This window comes from Acaryochloris marina MBIC11017 (assembly GCF_000018105.1).
GTDB lineage: Bacteria > Cyanobacteriota > Cyanobacteriia > Thermosynechococcales > Thermosynechococcaceae > Acaryochloris > Acaryochloris marina.
Genome location: NC_009927.1, coordinates 81,876 through 101,467 on the forward strand (window position 1 = coordinate 81,876; position 19,592 = coordinate 101,467).

Annotated in this window: 19 protein-coding genes and 1 riboswitch; of the genes, 7 read left to right on the plus strand and 12 right to left on the minus strand. The window is 46.7% G+C overall.

All coding sequences use genetic code 11. The annotated features are described in order from the left end of the window. Positions 1-6 precede the first annotated feature (6 nt). From AM1_RS30880 to AM1_RS30895, 4 genes are read right to left on the minus strand one after another with little or no spacing between them, the layout of a single operon-like run. Positions 7-786 (minus strand): metallophosphoesterase, encoded by a 780-nt coding sequence (locus AM1_RS30880; protein ID WP_012167001.1) that lies wholly within the window; start codon positions 784-786, stop codon positions 7-9. After that, positions 783-2,099, minus strand: coding sequence for an ABC transporter substrate-binding protein (locus tag AM1_RS30885; RefSeq protein WP_238549349.1), 1,317 nt, complete (start codon positions 2,097-2,099; stop codon positions 783-785). The genes AM1_RS30880 and AM1_RS30885 overlap by 4 nt, the downstream gene beginning before the upstream one ends. Next, positions 2,062-2,949: a (2Fe-2S) ferredoxin domain-containing protein gene (locus AM1_RS30890; protein WP_012167003.1), complete on the minus strand. Its 888-nt coding sequence runs from the start codon at positions 2,947-2,949 to the stop codon at positions 2,062-2,064. Before AM1_RS30890 ends, AM1_RS30885 begins: the two co-directional genes overlap by 38 nt. A gap of 24 nt (positions 2,950-2,973) precedes the next feature. After that, positions 2,974-5,040: a TonB-dependent receptor plug domain-containing protein gene (locus tag AM1_RS30895; protein ID WP_012167004.1), complete on the minus strand. Its 2,067-nt coding sequence runs from the start codon at positions 5,038-5,040 to the stop codon at positions 2,974-2,976. A 19-nt stretch (positions 5,041-5,059) separates the two neighbouring features. Further along, positions 5,060-5,202: riboswitch (cobalamin riboswitch) on the minus strand. A gap of 194 nt (positions 5,203-5,396) precedes the next feature. On the opposite strand from AM1_RS30895, the gene AM1_RS40235 reads away from it, so the two are divergent. Then, the gene (locus AM1_RS40235) at positions 5,397-5,585 is read left to right on the plus strand and encodes a hypothetical protein (RefSeq protein WP_187152983.1); all 189 of its coding nucleotides are present in this window, start codon (positions 5,397-5,399) and stop codon (positions 5,583-5,585) included. A gap of 379 nt (positions 5,586-5,964) precedes the next feature. Here the strand turns inward: AM1_RS40235 and AM1_RS30905 are convergent, their stop codons facing one another. The 4 genes from AM1_RS30905 to AM1_RS30920 all read right to left on the minus strand — a co-directional run bounded on the left by AM1_RS30905 (position 5,965) and on the right by AM1_RS30920 (position 8,966). Further along, positions 5,965-6,924, minus strand: a complete 960-nt coding sequence (locus tag AM1_RS30905; RefSeq protein ID WP_012167009.1) for a pyridoxamine 5'-phosphate oxidase family protein — start codon at positions 6,922-6,924, stop codon at positions 5,965-5,967. Positions 6,925-6,960: 36 nt separating this feature from the next. Then, a complete protein-coding gene (locus AM1_RS30910; protein ID WP_012167010.1) occupies positions 6,961-7,560 on the minus strand; it encodes a glutathione S-transferase family protein in 600 nt (199 codons plus the stop codon). A 111-nt stretch (positions 7,561-7,671) separates the two neighbouring features. Further along, positions 7,672-7,947: a glutaredoxin 3 gene (gene grxC, locus AM1_RS30915; protein ID WP_012167012.1), complete on the minus strand. Its 276-nt coding sequence runs from the start codon at positions 7,945-7,947 to the stop codon at positions 7,672-7,674. A gap of 41 nt (positions 7,948-7,988) precedes the next feature. Then, entirely contained in the window at positions 7,989-8,966 is a 978-nt protein-coding gene (locus AM1_RS30920) for an NAD(P)/FAD-dependent oxidoreductase (protein WP_012167013.1), read from the minus strand. Positions 8,967-9,260: 294 nt separating this feature from the next. Between AM1_RS30920 and AM1_RS30925 the strand changes: the two genes are divergently transcribed. Then, positions 9,261-9,827, plus strand: coding sequence for a TetR/AcrR family transcriptional regulator (locus tag AM1_RS30925; RefSeq protein ID WP_012167014.1), 567 nt, complete (start codon positions 9,261-9,263; stop codon positions 9,825-9,827). A gap of 489 nt (positions 9,828-10,316) precedes the next feature. Here the strand turns inward: AM1_RS30925 and AM1_RS30930 are convergent, their stop codons facing one another. The 3 genes from AM1_RS30930 to AM1_RS30940 all read right to left on the minus strand — a co-directional run bounded on the left by AM1_RS30930 (position 10,317) and on the right by AM1_RS30940 (position 12,839). Then, positions 10,317-10,823 (minus strand): TIGR02652 family protein, encoded by a 507-nt coding sequence (locus tag AM1_RS30930; protein WP_012167015.1) that lies wholly within the window; start codon positions 10,821-10,823, stop codon positions 10,317-10,319. 190 nt (positions 10,824-11,013) lie between these two features. Continuing rightward, on the minus strand, positions 11,014-11,409 hold the full coding sequence (locus tag AM1_RS30935; RefSeq protein ID WP_012167016.1) for a Fur family transcriptional regulator: 396 nt from the start codon (positions 11,407-11,409) through the stop codon (positions 11,014-11,016). 308 nt (positions 11,410-11,717) lie between these two features. Beyond that, positions 11,718-12,839, minus strand: a complete 1,122-nt coding sequence (locus tag AM1_RS30940; protein WP_041661268.1) for an NAD(P)/FAD-dependent oxidoreductase — start codon at positions 12,837-12,839, stop codon at positions 11,718-11,720. Between the two features lie 386 nt (positions 12,840-13,225). Between AM1_RS30940 and AM1_RS30945 the strand changes: the two genes are divergently transcribed. Then, a complete protein-coding gene (locus AM1_RS30945) occupies positions 13,226-13,654 on the plus strand; it encodes a Fur family transcriptional regulator (protein WP_012167019.1) in 429 nt (142 codons plus the stop codon). Positions 13,655-13,807: 153 nt separating this feature from the next. Here AM1_RS30945 and AM1_RS30950 read toward each other — a convergent pair whose 3' ends face one another. Beyond that, positions 13,808-14,233 (minus strand): Fur family transcriptional regulator, encoded by a 426-nt coding sequence (locus tag AM1_RS30950; RefSeq protein ID WP_012167021.1) that lies wholly within the window; start codon positions 14,231-14,233, stop codon positions 13,808-13,810. A 521-nt stretch (positions 14,234-14,754) separates the two neighbouring features. On the opposite strand from AM1_RS30950, the gene zigA reads away from it, so the two are divergent. From zigA to AM1_RS30970, 4 genes are all read left to right on the plus strand, one after another. Then, the gene (zigA, locus tag AM1_RS30955; protein WP_012167023.1) at positions 14,755-15,963 is read left to right on the plus strand and encodes a zinc metallochaperone GTPase ZigA; all 1,209 of its coding nucleotides are present in this window, start codon (positions 14,755-14,757) and stop codon (positions 15,961-15,963) included. A 248-nt stretch (positions 15,964-16,211) separates the two neighbouring features. Further along, on the plus strand, positions 16,212-16,697 hold the full coding sequence (locus tag AM1_RS30960; protein WP_012167024.1) for a Fur family transcriptional regulator: 486 nt from the start codon (positions 16,212-16,214) through the stop codon (positions 16,695-16,697). Between the two features lie 171 nt (positions 16,698-16,868). Then, positions 16,869-18,896, plus strand: a complete 2,028-nt coding sequence (locus tag AM1_RS30965; RefSeq protein ID WP_012167025.1) for a GspE/PulE family protein — start codon at positions 16,869-16,871, stop codon at positions 18,894-18,896. A 369-nt stretch (positions 18,897-19,265) separates the two neighbouring features. Further along, positions 19,266-19,586: a hypothetical protein gene (locus AM1_RS30970; protein WP_012167027.1), complete on the plus strand. Its 321-nt coding sequence runs from the start codon at positions 19,266-19,268 to the stop codon at positions 19,584-19,586. The last annotated feature ends 6 nt before the right edge of the window (positions 19,587-19,592 follow it).

The following is a 19,592-nucleotide window of genomic DNA, read 5'->3' on the forward strand; positions in this document are numbered from 1 at the left end:
CATTTCTCACTGCTGTACATATTCAACCCGTTGTACCCAAGTGCGATGAGTGCCATTAGGATCAAGAGATAACAGCCGAAACCCAGGCAGATGAGTATGATCAGTTGGTACAGGTGGATTCACCTGTAAACAAGTGGAAGGACAACCGTAGAAGTAAATCGGTGAGGGACGTTGGCTGAAAACATGCTGATACTGGAAGTCCAAGTGGATATGTCCAAACAGCACCACTTTCACTTGTGGGAAGCTCTCCAACAGGGTGAGCAATGCATCAGCATTTTGCACCTGCATTTGATCCAGCCAGTCGATACCGATTGCCACAGGATGATGGTGTAGGGCAATCACCGTAGGTTTATGAGGATGTTGAGTCAAGACTGATTGCAACTGTTGCAAGGCGCTGACTGATAAATACCCTTCACCAAACTGAGCAGAAGGCAACACTGAGTTGAGTGAAATAAGCAGCCAGCTCCCCAGATGAATTGCCTGTGGCCCATAGAGTTGAGGAGACTGCAGTTCCCGATGCATGGCCTCAACTTGATCATGGTTACCAGGCAGCCAGTAAGCTGGCATCTTCAAGGGTAAGATTGCTCTCATTAAATGCTGATAAGCAACGACACTCCCTTGATCGGCTAAATCCCCCGTTAAGAGAATTCCATCCAGTTGATCTCGATTCACTTGCTGCAGAACAGCCTGTAAGGATTGCCAAGGATTAGTCCCTCGTAGCAGTGCCGTTGTATCTGCCAACAGATGGGTATCACTGATTTGTGCAAGCGTAATGGGGGCCGTCATGAGTCTAATTTTTGGTAATAAATCAGTTGATGATTAGGCAATAACTCTGGGTGGAAAATCTTGATCAAGTCTGCTAGTACCTTATGGGGGTTTACAACCCCGCTTTCCCAATAATCGTTGCCGCCAGCAGCATTGACCCGAGCCGTATTATTGAAGACGCGATCAGCTTGGACTGCAGACAGTTGACCGTAGCGAGCATCGGTTGAGATCGCATCTTGTCTCGATCTCCAATCTTGGCTGACATTAACCCAGAACTCAGCCTTCACTGCTCGATTAAACACTGCTTCAAAGTCCAGGGGTAGACTCCCTCTTGCATCTGACTCTGACCAGAGATAGTTGGCACCTGCATCCTGCAAGAGCTGGGACACATAACTTTTGCCTCCCGGCATATACCAGGTGCCATTGTGACTAAACCCCGTAAACACCGTGGGACGTTGGGCCACAGATTGAGCCAACTGCACCATCGATTGATACTCTTGGGCTATATCGGAAAAGACCTGTTCTGCCTGCGCTTCTTGATTAAAAAATAGGGCCGTATACTTTAACCACTCTGCTTGTCCCAGGGGGGATTCCTCCATATATTCCCCCACCAGGGCAACGGGTAGACCTGCCTTGACCAGACGAGGATGACTATCTGTGTCTGGGTTACCCGTTCCATAGGTCATCACCAAATCCGGTGCTGTCACCAGCAGCCGCTCCACATCTAAGGTATTGCCAGAATTAAACTCAACCAGTTCACCCCGATCAATTTTGGCCCGCACCTTTAGACTATTCACTTGCTTAAACTGGCTGACACCGACAAGGGTATCTAGCTGACCTAACAGTTCCAAGTGAGGTAAATAGGTCGTGGATAGCACGACTAGACTGCTAATCGGTACTTCCACCATCGGCAGATCTTCAAAGCCTGGGGGTTTGGGTGTTCCACACTGCACTAGCAGATACTGAAAGGTTTGGTTTGCCCCTTTCCAGGGATTCTGAACGGTAACTATTTTGTAGTGACGGTGATACTCTACCGAGAAACCCACGGCATAGTCAGACTGGACCTTATTGGGGAAATAATCTTGAGTAGGATCGTACGCAACAGGACATTGATCGGCAGAAGTTGGTGAAGAATCAGATTTCAGGGCTGATGGTGATTGGGTTGGCTGGCAACCAACTCCCCCTAGGAATCCAACGACAGCCAATCCCGCCGTTACTTTCAGCAGTCGAATCCAGCCAGAAGTAGCGTAGTCACTGATGGATGCTTTGGGTTCCTTCATCCTGTCGTCGCTAGGGCTATACAGAGGCTTGAGTTTTGATCGGGGGATAGACATGGGCTTGAATAGGGCGGCCTTGAGCGACATGCTCCTGAACAATTCGGTGGGCAATCTCAGGAGTCACGCGGGTATACCAAGTGCGATCCCCGGAATAAAACACCACTGGCCCAGCAGCACAAACTTCTAAACAGCCAGAGGTTCTCACGGCAACCTCCAAACCTGACTGCTGTACAGCCGTTTGTAATGCCTCAATAATGGGCTGCACATCCTGAGAGGGATAGCAGCGGCTGGATCGACAGACTGACAGATAGGGTCGCTTGAGTGGATTCTCAGTATAGGGAATGGGACGAGTTCCCAATACATAAATATCGCGCAACGTTTCATAGAGGCTCAGTTTATCCAGTTGGGGTGTCCCTTCCGGTAGCAAGTTCTCGTCGGCATCCACAAAGGGATTGGGTAAAAAGAGATTCATCATCTTTTCTCCAGCTCCATTCCAGAACTGAATCCCCCAACTTCGTGCTTGGCCGCGATCATTGAAGCGGCGGTAAAACGAGGCTCGCTGTACCTGTCGTTTTCGTCTCAACGCTGGAGGGGTTTTGCCGAGGGGACCACCCTGATGTTCTTCTAGGCATAGATGCAAATGCCATCCTGCCGTCACAACCGTCAGATAGCCATCGTACAAAATACAAGTTTTAGGGGCTTGGGTAAATTCCAGCTCAAGAACGCTCCCCTCTACTACGTGACCAATCTGGGTTTGTTGCCAGCACTCTTGAAACAGGGTGTAAAGCAGAGGCCCCAGGACCTCAATGGTGCAAGGAAAATCTTCATACTCGATCTGTCCTCCAGTCGCTAAGGGGTCAACGGTACGGTAGTTTAAAGGGACGACTTGACGTGAAAATTCAGACATCTTAGTTAAGTCCTACAATAAGTCCTAAAAAGTGGCACTCACACCCAGGCGAAAACTCCGACCCACTGCCGGAAAACCTGGAAATTGTTCATAATGCTGATCTAACAAATTGTCTAAACTGCCCGTGAAGGCAAAGCTATCCCCAATCGGGAAACGAAGCTTGAGATCGAGCGTGGTATAGCCCGGCAAGGATTCTGTATTCGTGTTGTTGACAAAGTAGGAACTGAGATAGCGGACAATGGCGGCGATATAGACACCTTTTGCATTCTCATAGGCCAAACCAACATTGAGGCTATCCGCGCCGCGAAAGCTGAGTTCATTACCTGTAATCGTAGGGTCGCCATCCTCAATAATTTCAGGCTCATTCAAGGTGTAGTTGGCAAAGGCATACAGGTTTTTGAGCAGTCGCACATTCAAATCCGCCTCTAAACCCAGCGTCCGCACCTTGCCGATATTTTCATAGGTACTAGGGGCACCAAACTGAAAGTTAATCAAGTTAGAGATGGTATTGGCAAAGAAGGTGAGGCGTAACAAGCCATTCTCCCCCAGGGATTGGTCAATGCCAATATCAAAACTATCGCCCCGTTCTGGCTCTAAATCAGGGTTACCCACCACATTAAAGGCAGCTAAGCCTTCTAGGTTGACGATTTGAGGTGCTCGAAAACTCCTGGCATAATTCGCCCGTAAAACCGTGGAATCTCCTATGGCAAGACGAGCCCCCACACTAGGAGAGGTAAAGGAACCATTAGCTAAACTATTGAAATCTTGGCGCAAACCAAAATTGAGATTGAATTTTGGCGTAATGTTGACGTCATAACGGGCAAACAAGGCCCCTTGATCAATGCCGCCATCATAGTTAACATCTGTGGTTCCCAGACCATAGCTAAAAGTGGTGTTCCGAGACTGGGTATTGCGGTAGTCAAATCCATAGGTCAGGGTTTGGTTTTTGGCGACTTTCCAGTTGTGCTGGACTTGTGCCCCAATAGAGCGGCGATCAACATCATCTCGTGTGCCAAAGGCTGCAGGGTCTGGATTATCAAAGTTGGAGTCCAGCAGATCCGCAAAAATCCGGCTGGTGAGTTGGGAGTTGCCCGCCTGGTCCAGTTGGGCTTGCCAAGTCAGATCTAGGAAGAGTTCTTCCGTGGTTTGCCGGGCTAAAGGGGTCAGGCTATTAAATTGGCCAATACTGTCGGGAATTGGCACACCCCCAGCCGAGCCAAAATCTTTGTTCAGATAGAGGGCGCTGAAGGTTACCTGGTTGCGATCGCTGAGTTTTCCTTCCAGCTTCAGATTCAGATTGTTGTACAACACGTCGGCGTTGTTCCGATCTGCTTGCAATCCAATCCGGTTAATCTCAAACGGAAAGTCATTCGTCGCCTGGGTGCGGGTATAGCCAACGCTCCACCCCAAATCCCCACTGCGCCCCCGAGCCTGCACGGCTTGCTCATTGAGCCCAAAACTTCCAGCCGCAGCTCTGAGGGTCACCTCCGGTTTTTCGTCAGCAGGAGCACGAGTAATGATATTAATCACGCCCCCTAAGGCATCGGAGCCATAGAGGGTCGATCCTCCACCTGGCAAGAGTTCAATCCGCTCTATATTGTCCGTCGTGAAATTCGATAGATCAAATCCACCCATAAACCCCACGTCATTAATGGGGCGACCATCTAGCAAAATCAAAACTTGAGCTGTGTTACTCCCCCGAATAAACTGGCTACTCAGAGCTCCTAGTTGTCCCCCAGCTGTGCCGTCCCTCAGAATTCCTGGGAGATATTTCAACGCTTCTTGGACCGTTCTCGCGCCTTGGGCCTCAATTTGCTCGCGATTAATCACATACACCGGGCGAGACGAATCACGCACCGTGCCTTCTCGCCGAAAGGGGGCATAAACGGGCTGATCTAAGATTTCTCCCGTGACTGTAATTTCTACTTCTTCGTCCTCCACTATCGAAGAAGGTAGGGCCTCCTCATCGGTAGGGGGATTCGCTTGTGCCAGGCTAGCTCTTGAAGTGTAGCTAAACCAGGCAGTTAAACTGAGTCCAAAAACGAATATGAGCTTCCCAATGACAGGAAACCCAACTTTTACACCTTTCATCCATACCTCGCAGATGTTGTAAGTGAGTAATAACTCGGCGGGCGTTCTGACTCTGAGGACAAAGCCTCATCACAGTTGCGGGACAGCGCCGGATTTTCACCGGACTTTCCCCGTTTCCTCTAACGGCTGTTCTCCGTTAGAACCGAATCTATAAAATTGTTTCTGCACCTTATCACAGGAATGAGATGCATTAGAGAGAAGCGGAAGGCACATAGGAATTTGCCAATATCTTGGAATAGATTGAACCGCTTGAATAAGTTTTTATACTGAGAATGATAATCATTATTATTCTTTTTTGCAAACCAGCCCCCAACACCACCAATCGTCGATTGTCCGCAGTCAAGTCAATGGTATGGATGGTCCATCGCCTTGATATGTGCGATTGGATGTTGGCTGTAGTGGATGGACGGACGGTGAAGCTCTACCGGGATACTCGGGGGATTTCGTCATCGCATGCTGATATACATCAATCAGTTTCCCCTGGCTGGGTCTCGGAACTATGCGATGACGACACTGTTCTGGGAGGCTGGATTGCGACGGTCTGAGCTGGTGAACTGCGATGTCTGCCATTTTGACCTGGAGCAGAAACGGTTGTCCATTTTAGGGAAGGGACGGAATGAATGAGAGTGGATTGATCTGACGGTGAGCGGCGTTCAGGGGATTTTCAGGTGGTTGGAGCTACGAGGGGAATGTGCCCCTACTGATCCATTATTTATATCGTTGGATCGGGTGATAGGGAGTCGTAGTTATCGGTGACATCGTTATGTCGAATAGTCCGGGCTTCGGCTAAGAAGATGGGGGTAAGTGAAGATTTTGGCCCCCATAATAGTGGCACAACCACATATTTAGAAATGACGGGTGGGGATTTGAGAGGTACCCAGGCATACTCTCGGCATGCCAAGCTCAAGTGGATCAACGAACCATTCAGGTTCCTGTATTTTCTAGGAAGGGGGAGAAGACTGGAGCTGACCAACGTAAAGGCAGGCTGTTTTCTACACAATACCCTTTCGTCAGGTGAAAATGCATTAACCGCTCTGCACCTTCAAATTCAGCAATTTCAGAACCTTCCCAAATCACGTTTGCAGCACCTGTTAAGTAGAGCAGATCTCCTTGAGTAAAATCTATAAATAGCAGTCCTGCTCTGGGATTTACCTGTAGGTTTCCAAAGGTATTGTAGTGCCGATTACCAGCAAAATCTGGAACCGTCAGGGTATGACCACCATCGATTCGAATAAATCCTGGTTTACCTCCACGATGAGAAACATCGACACCACTCGCTGCTCCAGCTGCATCTGCCTGATAAGCCGTGGCGATAAAAAAGGTATCCGCTGATGTAATCAGAGTCTTTTCTTTTTCTGATAAAACAGAAACCTCATTGATTGTTCTGGGCGCTCTTGAATCAAATTCACCCAGTTCAGACGTGCGAGCTTGAATATATTGAGGGCAATTGCCAAAGCTCTGCCTAACTTGTACTTCAAAGCCCTCTCTATGAGTTTTTGTGACAACACCATTCAGCCGATTTCGACGACGGGTATGTAGCTCAATCCCTAAAAAGCCAATGTCAATGCCCAATGCCAGCGTCATGGCTAAGGGATCGCCGGGTAAGGGCGAAGCATTCACGTTTAGAGTATATCGATCGGGTGTAGAGAGAAAGCCAGGCTCTCCAACTAGAATAGACGCCCAGGGGTTGCCCATTGCATCTACTGTACCAACGGTCACATAAGGTAATTGCGCAAAGAATCGACGAAATTGTTCGGGCAGATATTCTCGAATGATTCGTCGGCCTTGCTTATCAATCTGTGTTTGCACATTCAAACGCGATTGAATCGCTAATTCACCTTCATGGAAAGGGGATTCAGTTTTTGTCCAGCCTGGGATTACCATAGTAACTTTCCCTCTTTTTAGGGGGTATAAATCGACCTATAGACCTGGCATAGAGATAAAACCGGGAAGCTGTTTCACCTGCTCGATCCAGTTCAAAATATGGGGATAGGCATCCAGGTCAATTTTGCCATCCCTTGACAGAGCAACATAGGGAAAGACAGCAACATCAGCAATGGTTGGACGCTCAAATTCTAACCAGGTACGGGTGCTTAAGTGCTGATTTAAGTAAGTCAGAACATGCTCAGATTTTTGATAGGTGCGTTCCACGTTGATGTTACTAACGCCGAAAAAGTGATAAAGTCGAGCACTTTCAGGACCCTGACGTACTTCTCCTGCAGTTGTAAATAACCAATTGATCACTTGAACCATAGGCAGGGTTTCTGTAGGAAGCCACTGTTCACCCCCATATTGTTTTGCTAGGTATACCAAGATAGATTGGGCATCAGTCAGCCTAGTCTCACCATCCACGAGCGCTGGGACTTGCCCTAATGGATTGACGGCTAAATACTCTGGAGATTTATGTTCTCCATTCACTAGGTCCATCTCTTTCCAGTCATAATCAACTTTCAATAGTTCCAGAAGCAATCGCACCTTGTAGCTGTTGCCAGACAGATGAAAACCGTAAGCCTTAACCATTTTGAGCTTCTCCTTTTTTGATTTCTGTTTTAGTTTTTTCCCAGGGACAATAAAAGTTTGTGACCAATGGAATTGCAAAGCCTAATCCAATTGAGAACCCGCAAGGCTTCATTAAACCAGCACCTCAGTAGAGCCCAATAGCTTATCCAAAGCGCCCTGTCGCTCTAATGCGTAAAGGTCATCACTACCACCGATGTGTTGGTCGTTGATGAAAATCTGGGGGACAGAACGGCGACCATTCGTTCCACGGGCGACCATTTGATCTCGGGCCGCTTCGTCACCATCAATTTGGTATTCAGTGTAGGTTGCGCCTTTTTGATCTAGGAGTTGTTTGGCGCGACGACAAAACGGACAGGTACTCCAGGTGTAAATTTCAATATTGGCCATGATGAATATCTCCTGTTAGGTTGGCGAGATTGAGTACGCTCTTATGCAGCAGTGCGACGGGTGCCTTCGGCGCGGCGGATGTCACGCCAGATTTGAGTAGCCGCGTTTGCTCCATCAGCAGCGGCAATGACGACTTGATTCATACCGACCTTGAGATCGCCAACGGCAAAGATACGAGGATGGGATGTACGGTTCATGGAATCTGTGACCAGGTTGCCACCGTTATATTCCAACTCAATGCCTTTGAGATAGTCAGCGTGGTAATTGGACCCCATTGAGATGAGACCAGCATCAAGTTCTACGACGGAACTATCATCCAGCTCAACACCCGACATTTGATGGTTTTCACCGAGGAACTGACGGATGGGCCGTTCATTTAAGGTGTAGCCTGCTTCGGTGAAGCGCTCTCGCATCTCATGCCCCACTTCAAATAAACCATTTGTGAATAGGGTGATATGTGGAGTGAACCAACCCAGCGGGAAAGCAACTTGTAGACTACCTTCACTGCTGCCAAAGACACCAACTCGCTGGTCGCGCATTTCGTAGCCGTCACAAATCAGACAGACATGTAAGTTGTGTCCAGCGTAGTCAAACACGTTTTTCATGTCGGCGAGCTGAGGCAGATGGTCAATGATGCCACTGCCTGCGATCAGATAGCGACTGTGAAAAACTTCATAGGTCGGATTTTTTCGACCGATACGGACTTTCACAGCAAAGGTTTCGCCTTCATCGATAATCTCTTCCACATAGGCGTTCAAATAATCACCCTCTAGAGAGAGAAAGTGTTCTTTACCTTGCTTAAGGACTTCTCGACCGGGCGTGTCTGGAGGCAAACCCAAGTAATTGTGAAGTTCCTGCATCCAAAATGAGCGAGCTTTACCTTTATCGATAATCAATGTGGAGAGTAAGTAACGCTGAAGATAAATACCCGCTGACAAGCCAGCAGCACCACCACCAACTACCAAAACATCGTAGATTTGGTCGGTGTGTTGATTAACAGTTTGTCTCGTCAATTGCATCTGAACCTCCCAAAAATCAAAGCTTATAGATTGCATCAGTCCCACAAGGAGAAGCGTCCAAGTAAAGACACTCTAGATTTTTATGTAGAACGCTCTGTCTACTTGTATTATTTAGACAGGTCTGTATATTGTCAAGTCTTTTTTTAAGTTCTTGGCAAATGCGTTTAAGGTCTGAGGTGGAAAGAGATTAGCCGCTGCTCCAGAGAAAAGCTTGAATGGTAGCTATCTCCTCGTTACTTGCTACTTGGTGGATAACTGAAATAATATTTAGACAGGTCTGTATATATCTGAAGTATGACTCGCCCAAAATCGCCTCGTTCCTCAGTCCGAGATCGGATTCTTGATACGGCTTCTGAGCTGTTCTATCAAGAAGGTACGCAAAATGTAGGCATTGACCGCATTATTGCTGAGTCGGGTGTGGCTAAAATGTCGCTATATAACCACTTCAAGTCCAAAGATGCTCTGATAGCGGCGTGGCTGCAGCAGAGAGATGAGAGCTGGCGGGCTTGGTTTCAAGAGAGAGTCGAGGCTCGTGCGGTGGAACCTTGCGATCGCATCCTTGCCATTTTTGATGTGCTGGCAGAGTGGTTCAAACAGCCCGATTTTCGAGGATGTGCTTTTATAAACTCCACTGTAGAGCTGGTTGACCCGGAGCATCCAGGGTATCAAGTGGCGATTGAGCACAAACGTGCGACCTCTGGCTATATTCTTGGATTAGTCACTATGGCCGAGCTAAAGAACCCAGAAGTGCTGACCCAGCAATTATTAATTTTGATCGAAGGGGCGATTGTGGTGTCTATGATGCAGGGGAACGCCGATGCTGCTCAGCAAGCAAAACAGGTAGCTGCTACCCTACTTTAAGTGTGCTGTCGGGATGTGTCGCAAATAGTGTTTCCGAGTACAAGGAGAGGATGGAATCGAGAGTGATTAAAACCAGGGGAGCATTGATATAACGTACTTAGAATGAATCTGTCAGAAGTGATTAGCCAAATCCCTGAAAATAGCGACTGATACCCCAAATTTTCCTGATCTTTCTTGTTAAGCAGACTGGAATATTTCTTCCAGTTCACTCACGCCTTTCATAAAGAACTGCCAATTGTATTCGAGTAATTTGGCCAGTAGAATTAGCGAAAGCTAGTGAGAAGCCTGGCGTTTAGATTCTCCAACAAAGAACTGGCTCTGGGTGTCTGTTTCATCGCATTTTGAATCGCCTCATAGAGTTGTAAAGACTTCCAACTCAGTCTCTAATGCAGATCACCCCAGCTCCTCCAGTAAACTTTGGATGTCGCCTGTTTACGGAAAAAGCGCACCATCTGCCTAACGAGAAACAAAAGCTGCACTTCAGAAGCCTTAATCAAACAACCGAGAATGGGGAGAATTACTGGGAATACCTGGTTCTTTGTCGAGATCAAAATTAATCACTTGCCAGCGGGGATCTTGCTCGGGATCAGGGCCAAATTCTATGGGTAGACCATATAAACTGGGGTGTCCAGATAGGGTTTTATCAGACCAGGGGGAATGCTCTAGAAAAGTGTTAATCAACGTACGATAGCGCCGGGCGATGATGACCTTGGTCGCCCGATATCCTTCGTTATAGAGCCGATCCAACGCTTCATGAATTTCGAAACGAATGCCATCTGGATGGGTATGTTGGCGATACCATTGCCCTTCCCATAATCGCCAATGGCGTCCAGATTGTAAGTGCACTAAATCTTCAGTATTGGGATCGGCTTCAAATGCACCGTGACGTTGGCAAAGATAGGTATCCGTTAAGGTCAAAGCTGACATCATTTGTCGGCAATGGGGGCAGGGCGTCTCAGGCCCAAAAATCGGATAGTGCATGCTGACATGTGTCATGAAGTCAGGGAGAGCCGAAGAACGTGGGTTGCCGCAAAGGTGGCATCATAATAACCTTCAAAGAGCTGGCGTTTTTGATCAATAATCAGGTCAAATTTATCTTGAAAAATAGAGTGTTCTTGCTTCAGAAATAATTAAATACCTGCTGTTATGAAGCCAAAGAGATTTAGGCTTGCCTAATCCCCTTTTTTCAGGCTGAAACCTCAACTTCAATGCAATTCTGACACAGACCAAATACTTCTAGAGTGTGGTAAAAAACTTGAAATTCCTGTGTTTGCGCTAGTTCCTGCTCTAACTTGTGGACTGGACAGTTCATTAAGGGCATGGAAGTGCCACAGTTGACACAGGTGAGGTGATGTCGATGGACTGAGGCAAGACTATAAACCGCTTCTCCATTTGGTAAAGAACGCATTTGAACTTTTCCACACTTCTGAAGGACCTTAAGGGCACGGTAAACCGTTGCCAATCCCACTCTTTGTTGCTGCTTACCAAATTCTTGATGCAGATCTTGGGCAGAGAATTCTTGAGGAGTGGAAAAGAGGACTTCCAACACGCGCCGCTGATGGGGAGTTAGTTTCTCTGGCATACTCACCTTCTTATTACGTCTTGAACGAGAACAGTGTGATTGCAGATCTCAAGAGTTATCAGAATGATTATCATTATCATTTCATAATAGCGGCTCTACTCGAGAAACCGTCAATATTTCGCTCCAACCCTCACTTCTGGGAAGTCTCGTCAGTTAATGCTGTATCAAACATCTCGTAAGCGAGGCAACCCGTTGAGCTTTGCCCGTAATCTCTTTACCGATTACGACGATAGAGTGCTGGGCTGGTGGGGTATGCAGGGGCATGGCGGACGTTGAGCAATCTAGAATCTTTTCAGTAGATACAGGATTTAGCAGATACAGTCGTTGTCGCAACAAGACAGGTCATCGAGAAACATGCCTTGCTGGCGGTAGATTTCTAGAGGTGCAGGGTCAAGGTCTAACCGACGTGCGATCGCATCAGCCACTACCGCAAACCGCTGGCGAAATTTATAGATAAAGCAAAAAATAACATCGTGATGACGGACTGAGGGGCCAACCACAAATAGACCTGGCGTCAGCGTAGACTCATCTTGATCATTCAACATGGCATAACCCTCCGACCAATCGAACAGCGATGCAATCTGTTGCAAGCTGGTCTCAAAACCAGTACAGAGAATCGGGGGATGAGCCGTCAGCCATTTATGGTATTCGCTGAAGACAGCATAGCCCTCTGACACTTTTTTGACTTCCTCAATGGAGACATTGCCAATCAGTTCGAGACGGCCCGTTTGAACGGCTAGCTTTACGCGCTGCACTGTATAGGGAGACAACGCAATACTCGGATCAGTATCCGGGTTGTCCCAAGCCCCAGTCCGATCTAAAACCCTGACGCTCTTCCCTAAGGCGACTAGGTTGGTCGCGGCATCCATACCACTTTCATAGCCGCCGATGATCGTAAATTCATCCCCTGGTAAATTTTTCCAAGAGCGAATCTGAGAATTGTGAATACAATGGTCTGCTCCCACAAATGGATTTAACCTTGGGTATTGGAATTCTCCAGCAGCCCAGATCACAAACTGGGTTTTGATGTCTCCACCAGACGTCTTGAGGATAAAGCCACGACACTGAGAAAGGGGTTCAATATCCAAAACGTCTGTTTCTGTCTTCACAGGCAACTGGAAGTGATTGGCCACCGTTTGCAAGTAGAGGGCATACTGCTGGCCATTGATATGTTCTCGGCGAAAGGCGACCGCTGGCGATGTTTTCAGGGTAATGGCATTGAGATCAAGTAGGCCAAAACCATGACTCGGAAACGAGGGGGTGATTAAGTTCATCTCTGCTGGCCAGCGACTAAAGGAGGCTCCGACCTGCTGCCGTTCCAACAGGATAAAGTTTTTCAGGCCCAGATCTTGAAGCGCGACCGCACAACCTACCCCGGCTGGCCCTGCCCCGACTATCACCACGTCATAGGAAGAAGTTGTCTCTTTCATGGATAGACTTGCTGCCAGCAGGATTTTAATATAATGATTATCATTATCATAATTTTTTAGAATCAGCCAACGCCCCCATCCCATCTGATACAGAACGGATAAGCATAAGCTGGTGGACTAAATTCTAGGGAAAGTCCATAGAGCCGAGATTTAGCATAGTAAATCTGTCACCATCAGTCAGATTGGGACTCTAAATGGGGCTGGACTAGCGCTTCATATCGCTGAGCAAGGATAAGGTTGATCGCTCAAACACCCTGTTAATGCAGGCGATCAGCAATTACAGAGAGCAAAAAATCCGCTATTCTTTTCTCAATAAAATCTTCTTGTTGCTAAAGCATCCATGTATAGTTAGACTTTCAATAAGCTTATGTTCTTGAGAAAAGACTATGTACGACGCTAACTCGCTCAAAGCGGAACTGAACGATCGAGGTTGGCGCCTCACCCCTCAGCGGGAAACCATTCTTAATGTGTTTATAGACCTCGAAAAAGGCAAACATTTGAGTGCCGAAGATTTAGATACTCTCCTGCAAGAACAGGGTAAGCCCATTAGTTTATCGACCATTTATCGAACGGTGAAATTAATGGCTCGCATGGGGATTTTGCGAGAGTTAGAATTAGCTGAAGGTCATAAACACTATGAACTGAATCAGCCCTATCCCCACCATCATCACCATCTAATTTGTGTTAAATGCAATGAAACCATTGAGTTTAAAAGTGATGCTGTTCTGAAAATCGGTTCCAAGACAGCCAAGAAATTAGGATTTCATCTGTTAGATTGTCAATTATCAATTCATGCCATCTGTCCTCAATGTTAGCGGTCCTTACTACCCATCTGAATCAAGGGCTTGTCAATGGTGAATTAAGTCTGGGAAAAATTGCGAAAAGTTCTGGGCAAATCATTGGTAATGGGTCATCACTCTGCGATTGCAGGATATAAGATTAACGGGGTATCTAAACGCTTTTTGCCTTTATTCGGGGTGGCAGCGATTGCAATATCCACCATACAGCGTGATCTCATAATGAGTGACCTGTAACCCAGGGCGAAGCGCCTTAAGATCTAAATCCTGAAGCTGATCCCAGGCAATATCCTCAATCGCTCCACAAGACTGACATCGGAAGTGATGGTGAGGTTCGATATTGGCATCATAACGACAAACACCTTCTTCTAAGAGAACCTCTCGAACAAGCCCCACTTCGCGTAAGGCCTGGAGTGAGGAGTAGACCGTTGCCTGAGAAGAGGTAGGTCCATCTTGATTCAGATGATTCGTAATTTGCTCCGCAGTTGGGTGGTCTGAGCGAGCTAGTAAGTCTGCATAGACTGCAAAACGCTGGGGTGTGACTCGCAGGCCTTTCGCTTTTAAAGTTTGGATAATTTTATCTGCTTGTTGTTGCATCTATAAGTACCTACAGAAAAGTGCTAGCCATCTCTAAGAAGGAACATCTGGGGTCAAAAAATAGCTATGTGAAGCCTAGTATCCATAACTGTAAGTATCCATATCTAAATATTAATCAAAAATCAAAGTAATAAATGCTACCTAATAACTTCTAGACAAGATTTATTCTGAGAAATGCCTGTGATAGAACAACACGGCTTGGATCAAAAAATAAAAACTTTCCAATAAATTGCCGTTCTCAGGAAAGTTTTTGGAAATTTTCCAAGGATGCTTACTAGATATAGCTTTCAACGATCACGTGGTACTTGGATGCAGATTCGCGATCTTTAAGCCTAAACGAGAGGGCTATCATGCTCCATCTACTGATTACTGGGCCAACGAATGGTTACAGACAGTGACTTTTAGGCTGCTCCACGAAATTCAAAAGAATAAAATGATACGATGTATCATATCATTTGTTTTCAATATTCAATCAGTTGGCCAAACCAAAGACGAACCATATTGAAATGTAATAGAAATCAATGAGACATACAAACAAACTCCCCGTCACCGTACTTTCAGGTTTCCTTGGGGCCGGTAAAACCACCGTGCTGAGCCACATTCTGAACAACCGGGAAGGCAAGAAGGTCGCCGTAATTGTCAATGATATGAGTGAAATCAACATTGATTCGGCGATAGTACAAAGTGAAGTTTCTCTCAACCGCAGCGAGGAAAAGCTTGTTGAAATGAGTAATGGCTGCATTTGTTGCACCTTACGGGAAGATTTGCTTGAGGAAGTTAACAAGCTTGCACGGGAGGGTCGCTTTGATTATTTAGTAATTGAATCCACTGGTATTTCTGAACCTTTACCTGTAGCTGAAACTTTTACCTTTACGGATGAAGATGGCGCTTCGCTTTCTGATGTTGCCGATCTAGACACAATGGTGACCGTGGTCGATGCAGTCAATTTTCTGGAGGACTATGAAAAGGCGCGATCCTTAAAGGATACGGGTGAATCTTTGGGTGAAGAAGATGAACGCAGTGTCGCCGATTTGCTGGTCGATCAAGTGGAGTTTGCCGACGTCATTCTCATAAGCAAAACCGACTTGGTGCTCCCTTCTGATATCGAGCGCTTAACAGCCATTCTTAAAACGCTGAATACGCACGCGAAAATAGTACCGATTGCTCAAGGCCAAGTTAATATTGATCATGTGCTTAGCACCGGATTATTCGATTTCGAGCGCGCACAACAAGCGGCTGGTTGGCTCAAGGAGATGCGAGGTGAGCATGTCCCTGAAACCGAAGAATACGGCATAGGCAGTTTTAGCTACGTTGCGCGACGACCTTTCCATCCAGAAAAGTTTTACCAGTTTCTGTCCAGTAGAGACAAATACGGTAAGTTAATCCGTTCTAAAGGGTACTTCTGGCTAGCTTCGCGCCCTCAGTTTGCGGGTCACTGGAGTCAGGCTGGAGGCATAGCTCGCCACGGTGTCGCAGGGATGTTCTGGAAAGCCGTACCCAAGGAAAACTGGCCACAAGACGAAGAATATCTCGCCGCAATTAAAAAGCAATGGGTAGAGCCTTTTGGTGATATGCGTCAGGAACTAGTTTTTATCGGCCAGGGTTTGGATAAAGAACGCATCACACAAGCGCTTGATGAATGTCTATTAAGCGAGGAAGAAATTGTGCGGGGCCACACTTATTGGAAATCATTAAACGACCCATTTCCTGAGTGGGGTCACAGCGCATGAGTTCACTAATATGAATTACTCACTTTTAACAGATGTAATGAACTCAGAAGAACATGATGAAAGTGCCCACAGCGAAATATCTGCGAGCTAGTGCTTTAGCTGTAAAGGCCTTAAAGATTGACTTGTGTAATGGCCCTATTTATTGAAGTTCCCCGGAGTAAAAAAGCGATGTGCTGTGGGCAACAGAAATCAAGCAGAGCATGGTGACGTTGGCCTCTACTAAAAATGCAATTTCGTTGAGATAAAGAATGGATGCTATTCAACGGGTTATCGATCACGCAGAGCGACGCTGTAAAGAAAACGGCTCGCGTTTCACTAAAAAAAGAAAACTAGCGCTATCACTGTTACTTAAATCGGGCAAAGCACTCTCTGCTTATGAGTTAGTGGAGGCTTATAAAACTGAATTGGGTGACACCATGCCTGCCATGTCTATGTATCGAATTTTAGAGTTTTTAATGGCAGAGAACTTGGTGCATCGCCTTGATCTGATCAATAAGTATGTCGCTTGCGAACACATAAAGTGCGAACACGAACATGCTCAGACGCAATTTTTAATCTGCGGTCAGTGCCAAAAAGTTAAGGAAGTCGCGATAAGCGCACCAATTATGGATTTGCTAAAGAAAAACACTAGCGATGCAGGCTTTCATCTTGCGAGTCCACAATTAGAAATAAACTGTATATGCCAAGATTGTATGTCAACAGAATTGAGAGCCTACAGTGTGGGGAGGTATTGATTTTCATGGGAGCTACATGTCGATAATTATTACCGAAAGGATATTTGTCGTGTTGGCAGGTGACGGCTGAGTAAGTCTGCATTAGCCTTGAGTTTTCGCATAACCTAAAGCATTCGTGGATACACGGTTTTTTAGCTTCACATTTAGTTAAATTTATAGCGTTTTTATCTCATGGGGAATGACTTATCCAAGCGAGATTTGCTCGTTAGAAACAACTTTTCTCCTTCAAACGAAAAACTTATTAAGAGTGGTTATGTAGATCAAACACGCTTGCGTGAGGCGATTTATGAGAGTCGGCGGAAAGGTCGCTCTCTGTTGGCGATTCTCCAAAAAATGACGGGGAAGCCCCTCCCACCTCGGTTGCTTCGGCAGATCAAGCGTCAGCAACTCTTTGAGTTAAAAATCCTCTATGGCCTAGAGTGTCTGGATCCTGAGCTTACTCAAGTTGACTTCGATGAAATTGATCGGCTGATTCGCACCGTTATTCCCCTCGACTACTGCCGTCGCTATCAGTTGTTACCACTTTCACTCAATGAAGAAGAGGATCCGCCAGTTGTTCGGATCGGTATGGTCAATCCCGATCACCTCAGCGCCATTGATGATATTGGCTACTTATTGCGCTCCAATGGCATGACCTTCCAACGGGTCGTCCTGGATTTGGATACTTACCAAATGTTGATCGCCAAGTTTTTGGACGCTCAAGCCAAACGCCAAGCCACGATCCAAGAGAATTTGCCCGTTGAGTATGGGCTGGAAGATGATCTCGATCGCTTAGGCGGCATTGAAGATCTGGCCACCAATGATGCCGACACCAACTTAGATGAAGCACTGCTAGACGAAAATGCAGCACCCATCATTTCTTTGGTCAATAAGATTTTAGCGAAGGCCTTGCAGAACCAGATTTCAGATATTCATATTGAACCGCAAGAAGAAAACCTGCGAGTTCGCTTTCGGAAAGACGGCCTCCTCCATAACGCCTTCCAACCTCTTCCACGGCGAATTACGCCTGCCCTGGTCTCTCGATTTAAAATCATTGCCAATTTAGATATTGCGGAACGGCGTCTGCCCCAGGATGGACGTATTCTTCGACTGTTTCAAGGACGTAAAGTTGACTTTCGTGTCAGCACCTTGCCGAGTCGCTATGGCGAGAAAGTGGTGTTGCGGATCTTAGACAACTCTTCCATGCAGCTGGGTCTCGACAATTTGATTGATGACCCAATGAGCCTGGAGTTGGTGAGGTCCATGGTCGATCGTCCTTTTGGTCTAATTTTAGTCACGGGTCCAACGGGTTCTGGTAAAACGACCACTTTGTATTCGGCTTTGACGGAACGGAATACCCCCGAAGTTAATATCTGTACCGTTGAAGATCCGATTGAATATACGTTGCCAGGGATTACCCAGGTGCAGGTGCTGCGAGAAAAAGGCATGGACTTTGCCTCGATCCTGCGAGCCTTTCTGCGGCAAGACCCTGATGTCCTACTCGTGGGTGAGACACGGGACAAGGAAACCGCCAAAACTGCTATTGAAGCCGCGCTCACGGGGCACTTGGTGTTAACCACTTTGCACACGAATGATGCGGCTAGTGCCATTGTCCGCTTGGCTGAGATGGACGTAGAACCCTTTATGGTCTCCGCCTCCTTGCTAGGAGTCGTCGCTCAGCGACTGGTGCGACGTCTCTGTCCCGATTGCCGTATTCCCTATCGACCGTCCCAGGAGAGACTGGCGCAGTTTGGATTAGTGACGTCTGGGAAGACTGACATTACTTTCTATAAAGCCAATACATCTACCTCTGATGATATTCTGGCGACGGCTAACACTGAAGATGCCTGTCCCACCTGTTCAGGCATTGGCTACTTGGGGCGGTGCGGGGTCTATGAGGTGATGCAGGTGAGCGAAAAACTCAAGGCACTCATCACGGAAGGAGCCCCAACCGAGCACATTAAAGAAGTGGCCGTCGAAGAAGGAATGCAAACCCTATTGGCCTATAGCTTAAAGCTGGTTGAGAATGGTGAAACCTCTCTAGAGGAAGTTGAACGGGTCACTTTCTCAGATAGCGGCTTGAAAACAGAATTAAAGGCCAAACGCAAGACAGCCCTCAACTGCCACGTCTGTAATGCCGCGCTGTTACCAGAGTGGTTGGATTGTCCCTACTGCCTCACCCCCCGATTTACTGAGCAGCATCCTGTGAATCAGCATTAAGCCAGCCCGAGTTGCAGCCGCCTATATCAAGTTATGAACTGTGAGTTTGACCCATTTGCAATTTCTAACGGAACGCTCTCCACCAGGTATGGGTGGAGTTGCCCGCAGTACAGGGCGAATTGTAGCGTCTTTCCCATGTTGGAGGGACTGCCTCAGGTGTCTCCTTTTCATAACGGTTGGAGACACTATCTCTTTCTAGCTGGTTCTTTAGAAATTGAAGAAATCAGTGTCAATCCCATGCCTCTATAGCGTAGGGTGGTTCTTTTATAGCGATCCAATTTAATTCGTGAAAATATTTTGGAGTGAATCTACTGGTTAGCAAGGATTTGAGCCTCAGTATACTTAGAACAAATCAAACCAGATTGCTATATGTTAGAACTGACCACAATCAAGCAAACAGCCCTCGATTATCTCTTGTCCCATCTGGAAGTATTTCCAGAACATTGTCAATTGTTTGAGGTCGTTGGTGCAACTTGTTTTGATAATCACGAGTGGATGATCAACATTAGTGTAGTCGGTTTAGTTGGTAAATATTGGAATGTCTTTGTTGATGGCAACACGGGAAAAATTTCACAAGACTGCGAGTTTTATACAGATTGCCCAGACTTGAATAAGCCCCATCAATATGCCCATCTGCCAGACTATTTAAATCAACTGCTCGATCGCCAGACTGCAAAAGTTTCTAAGTAAATGAAA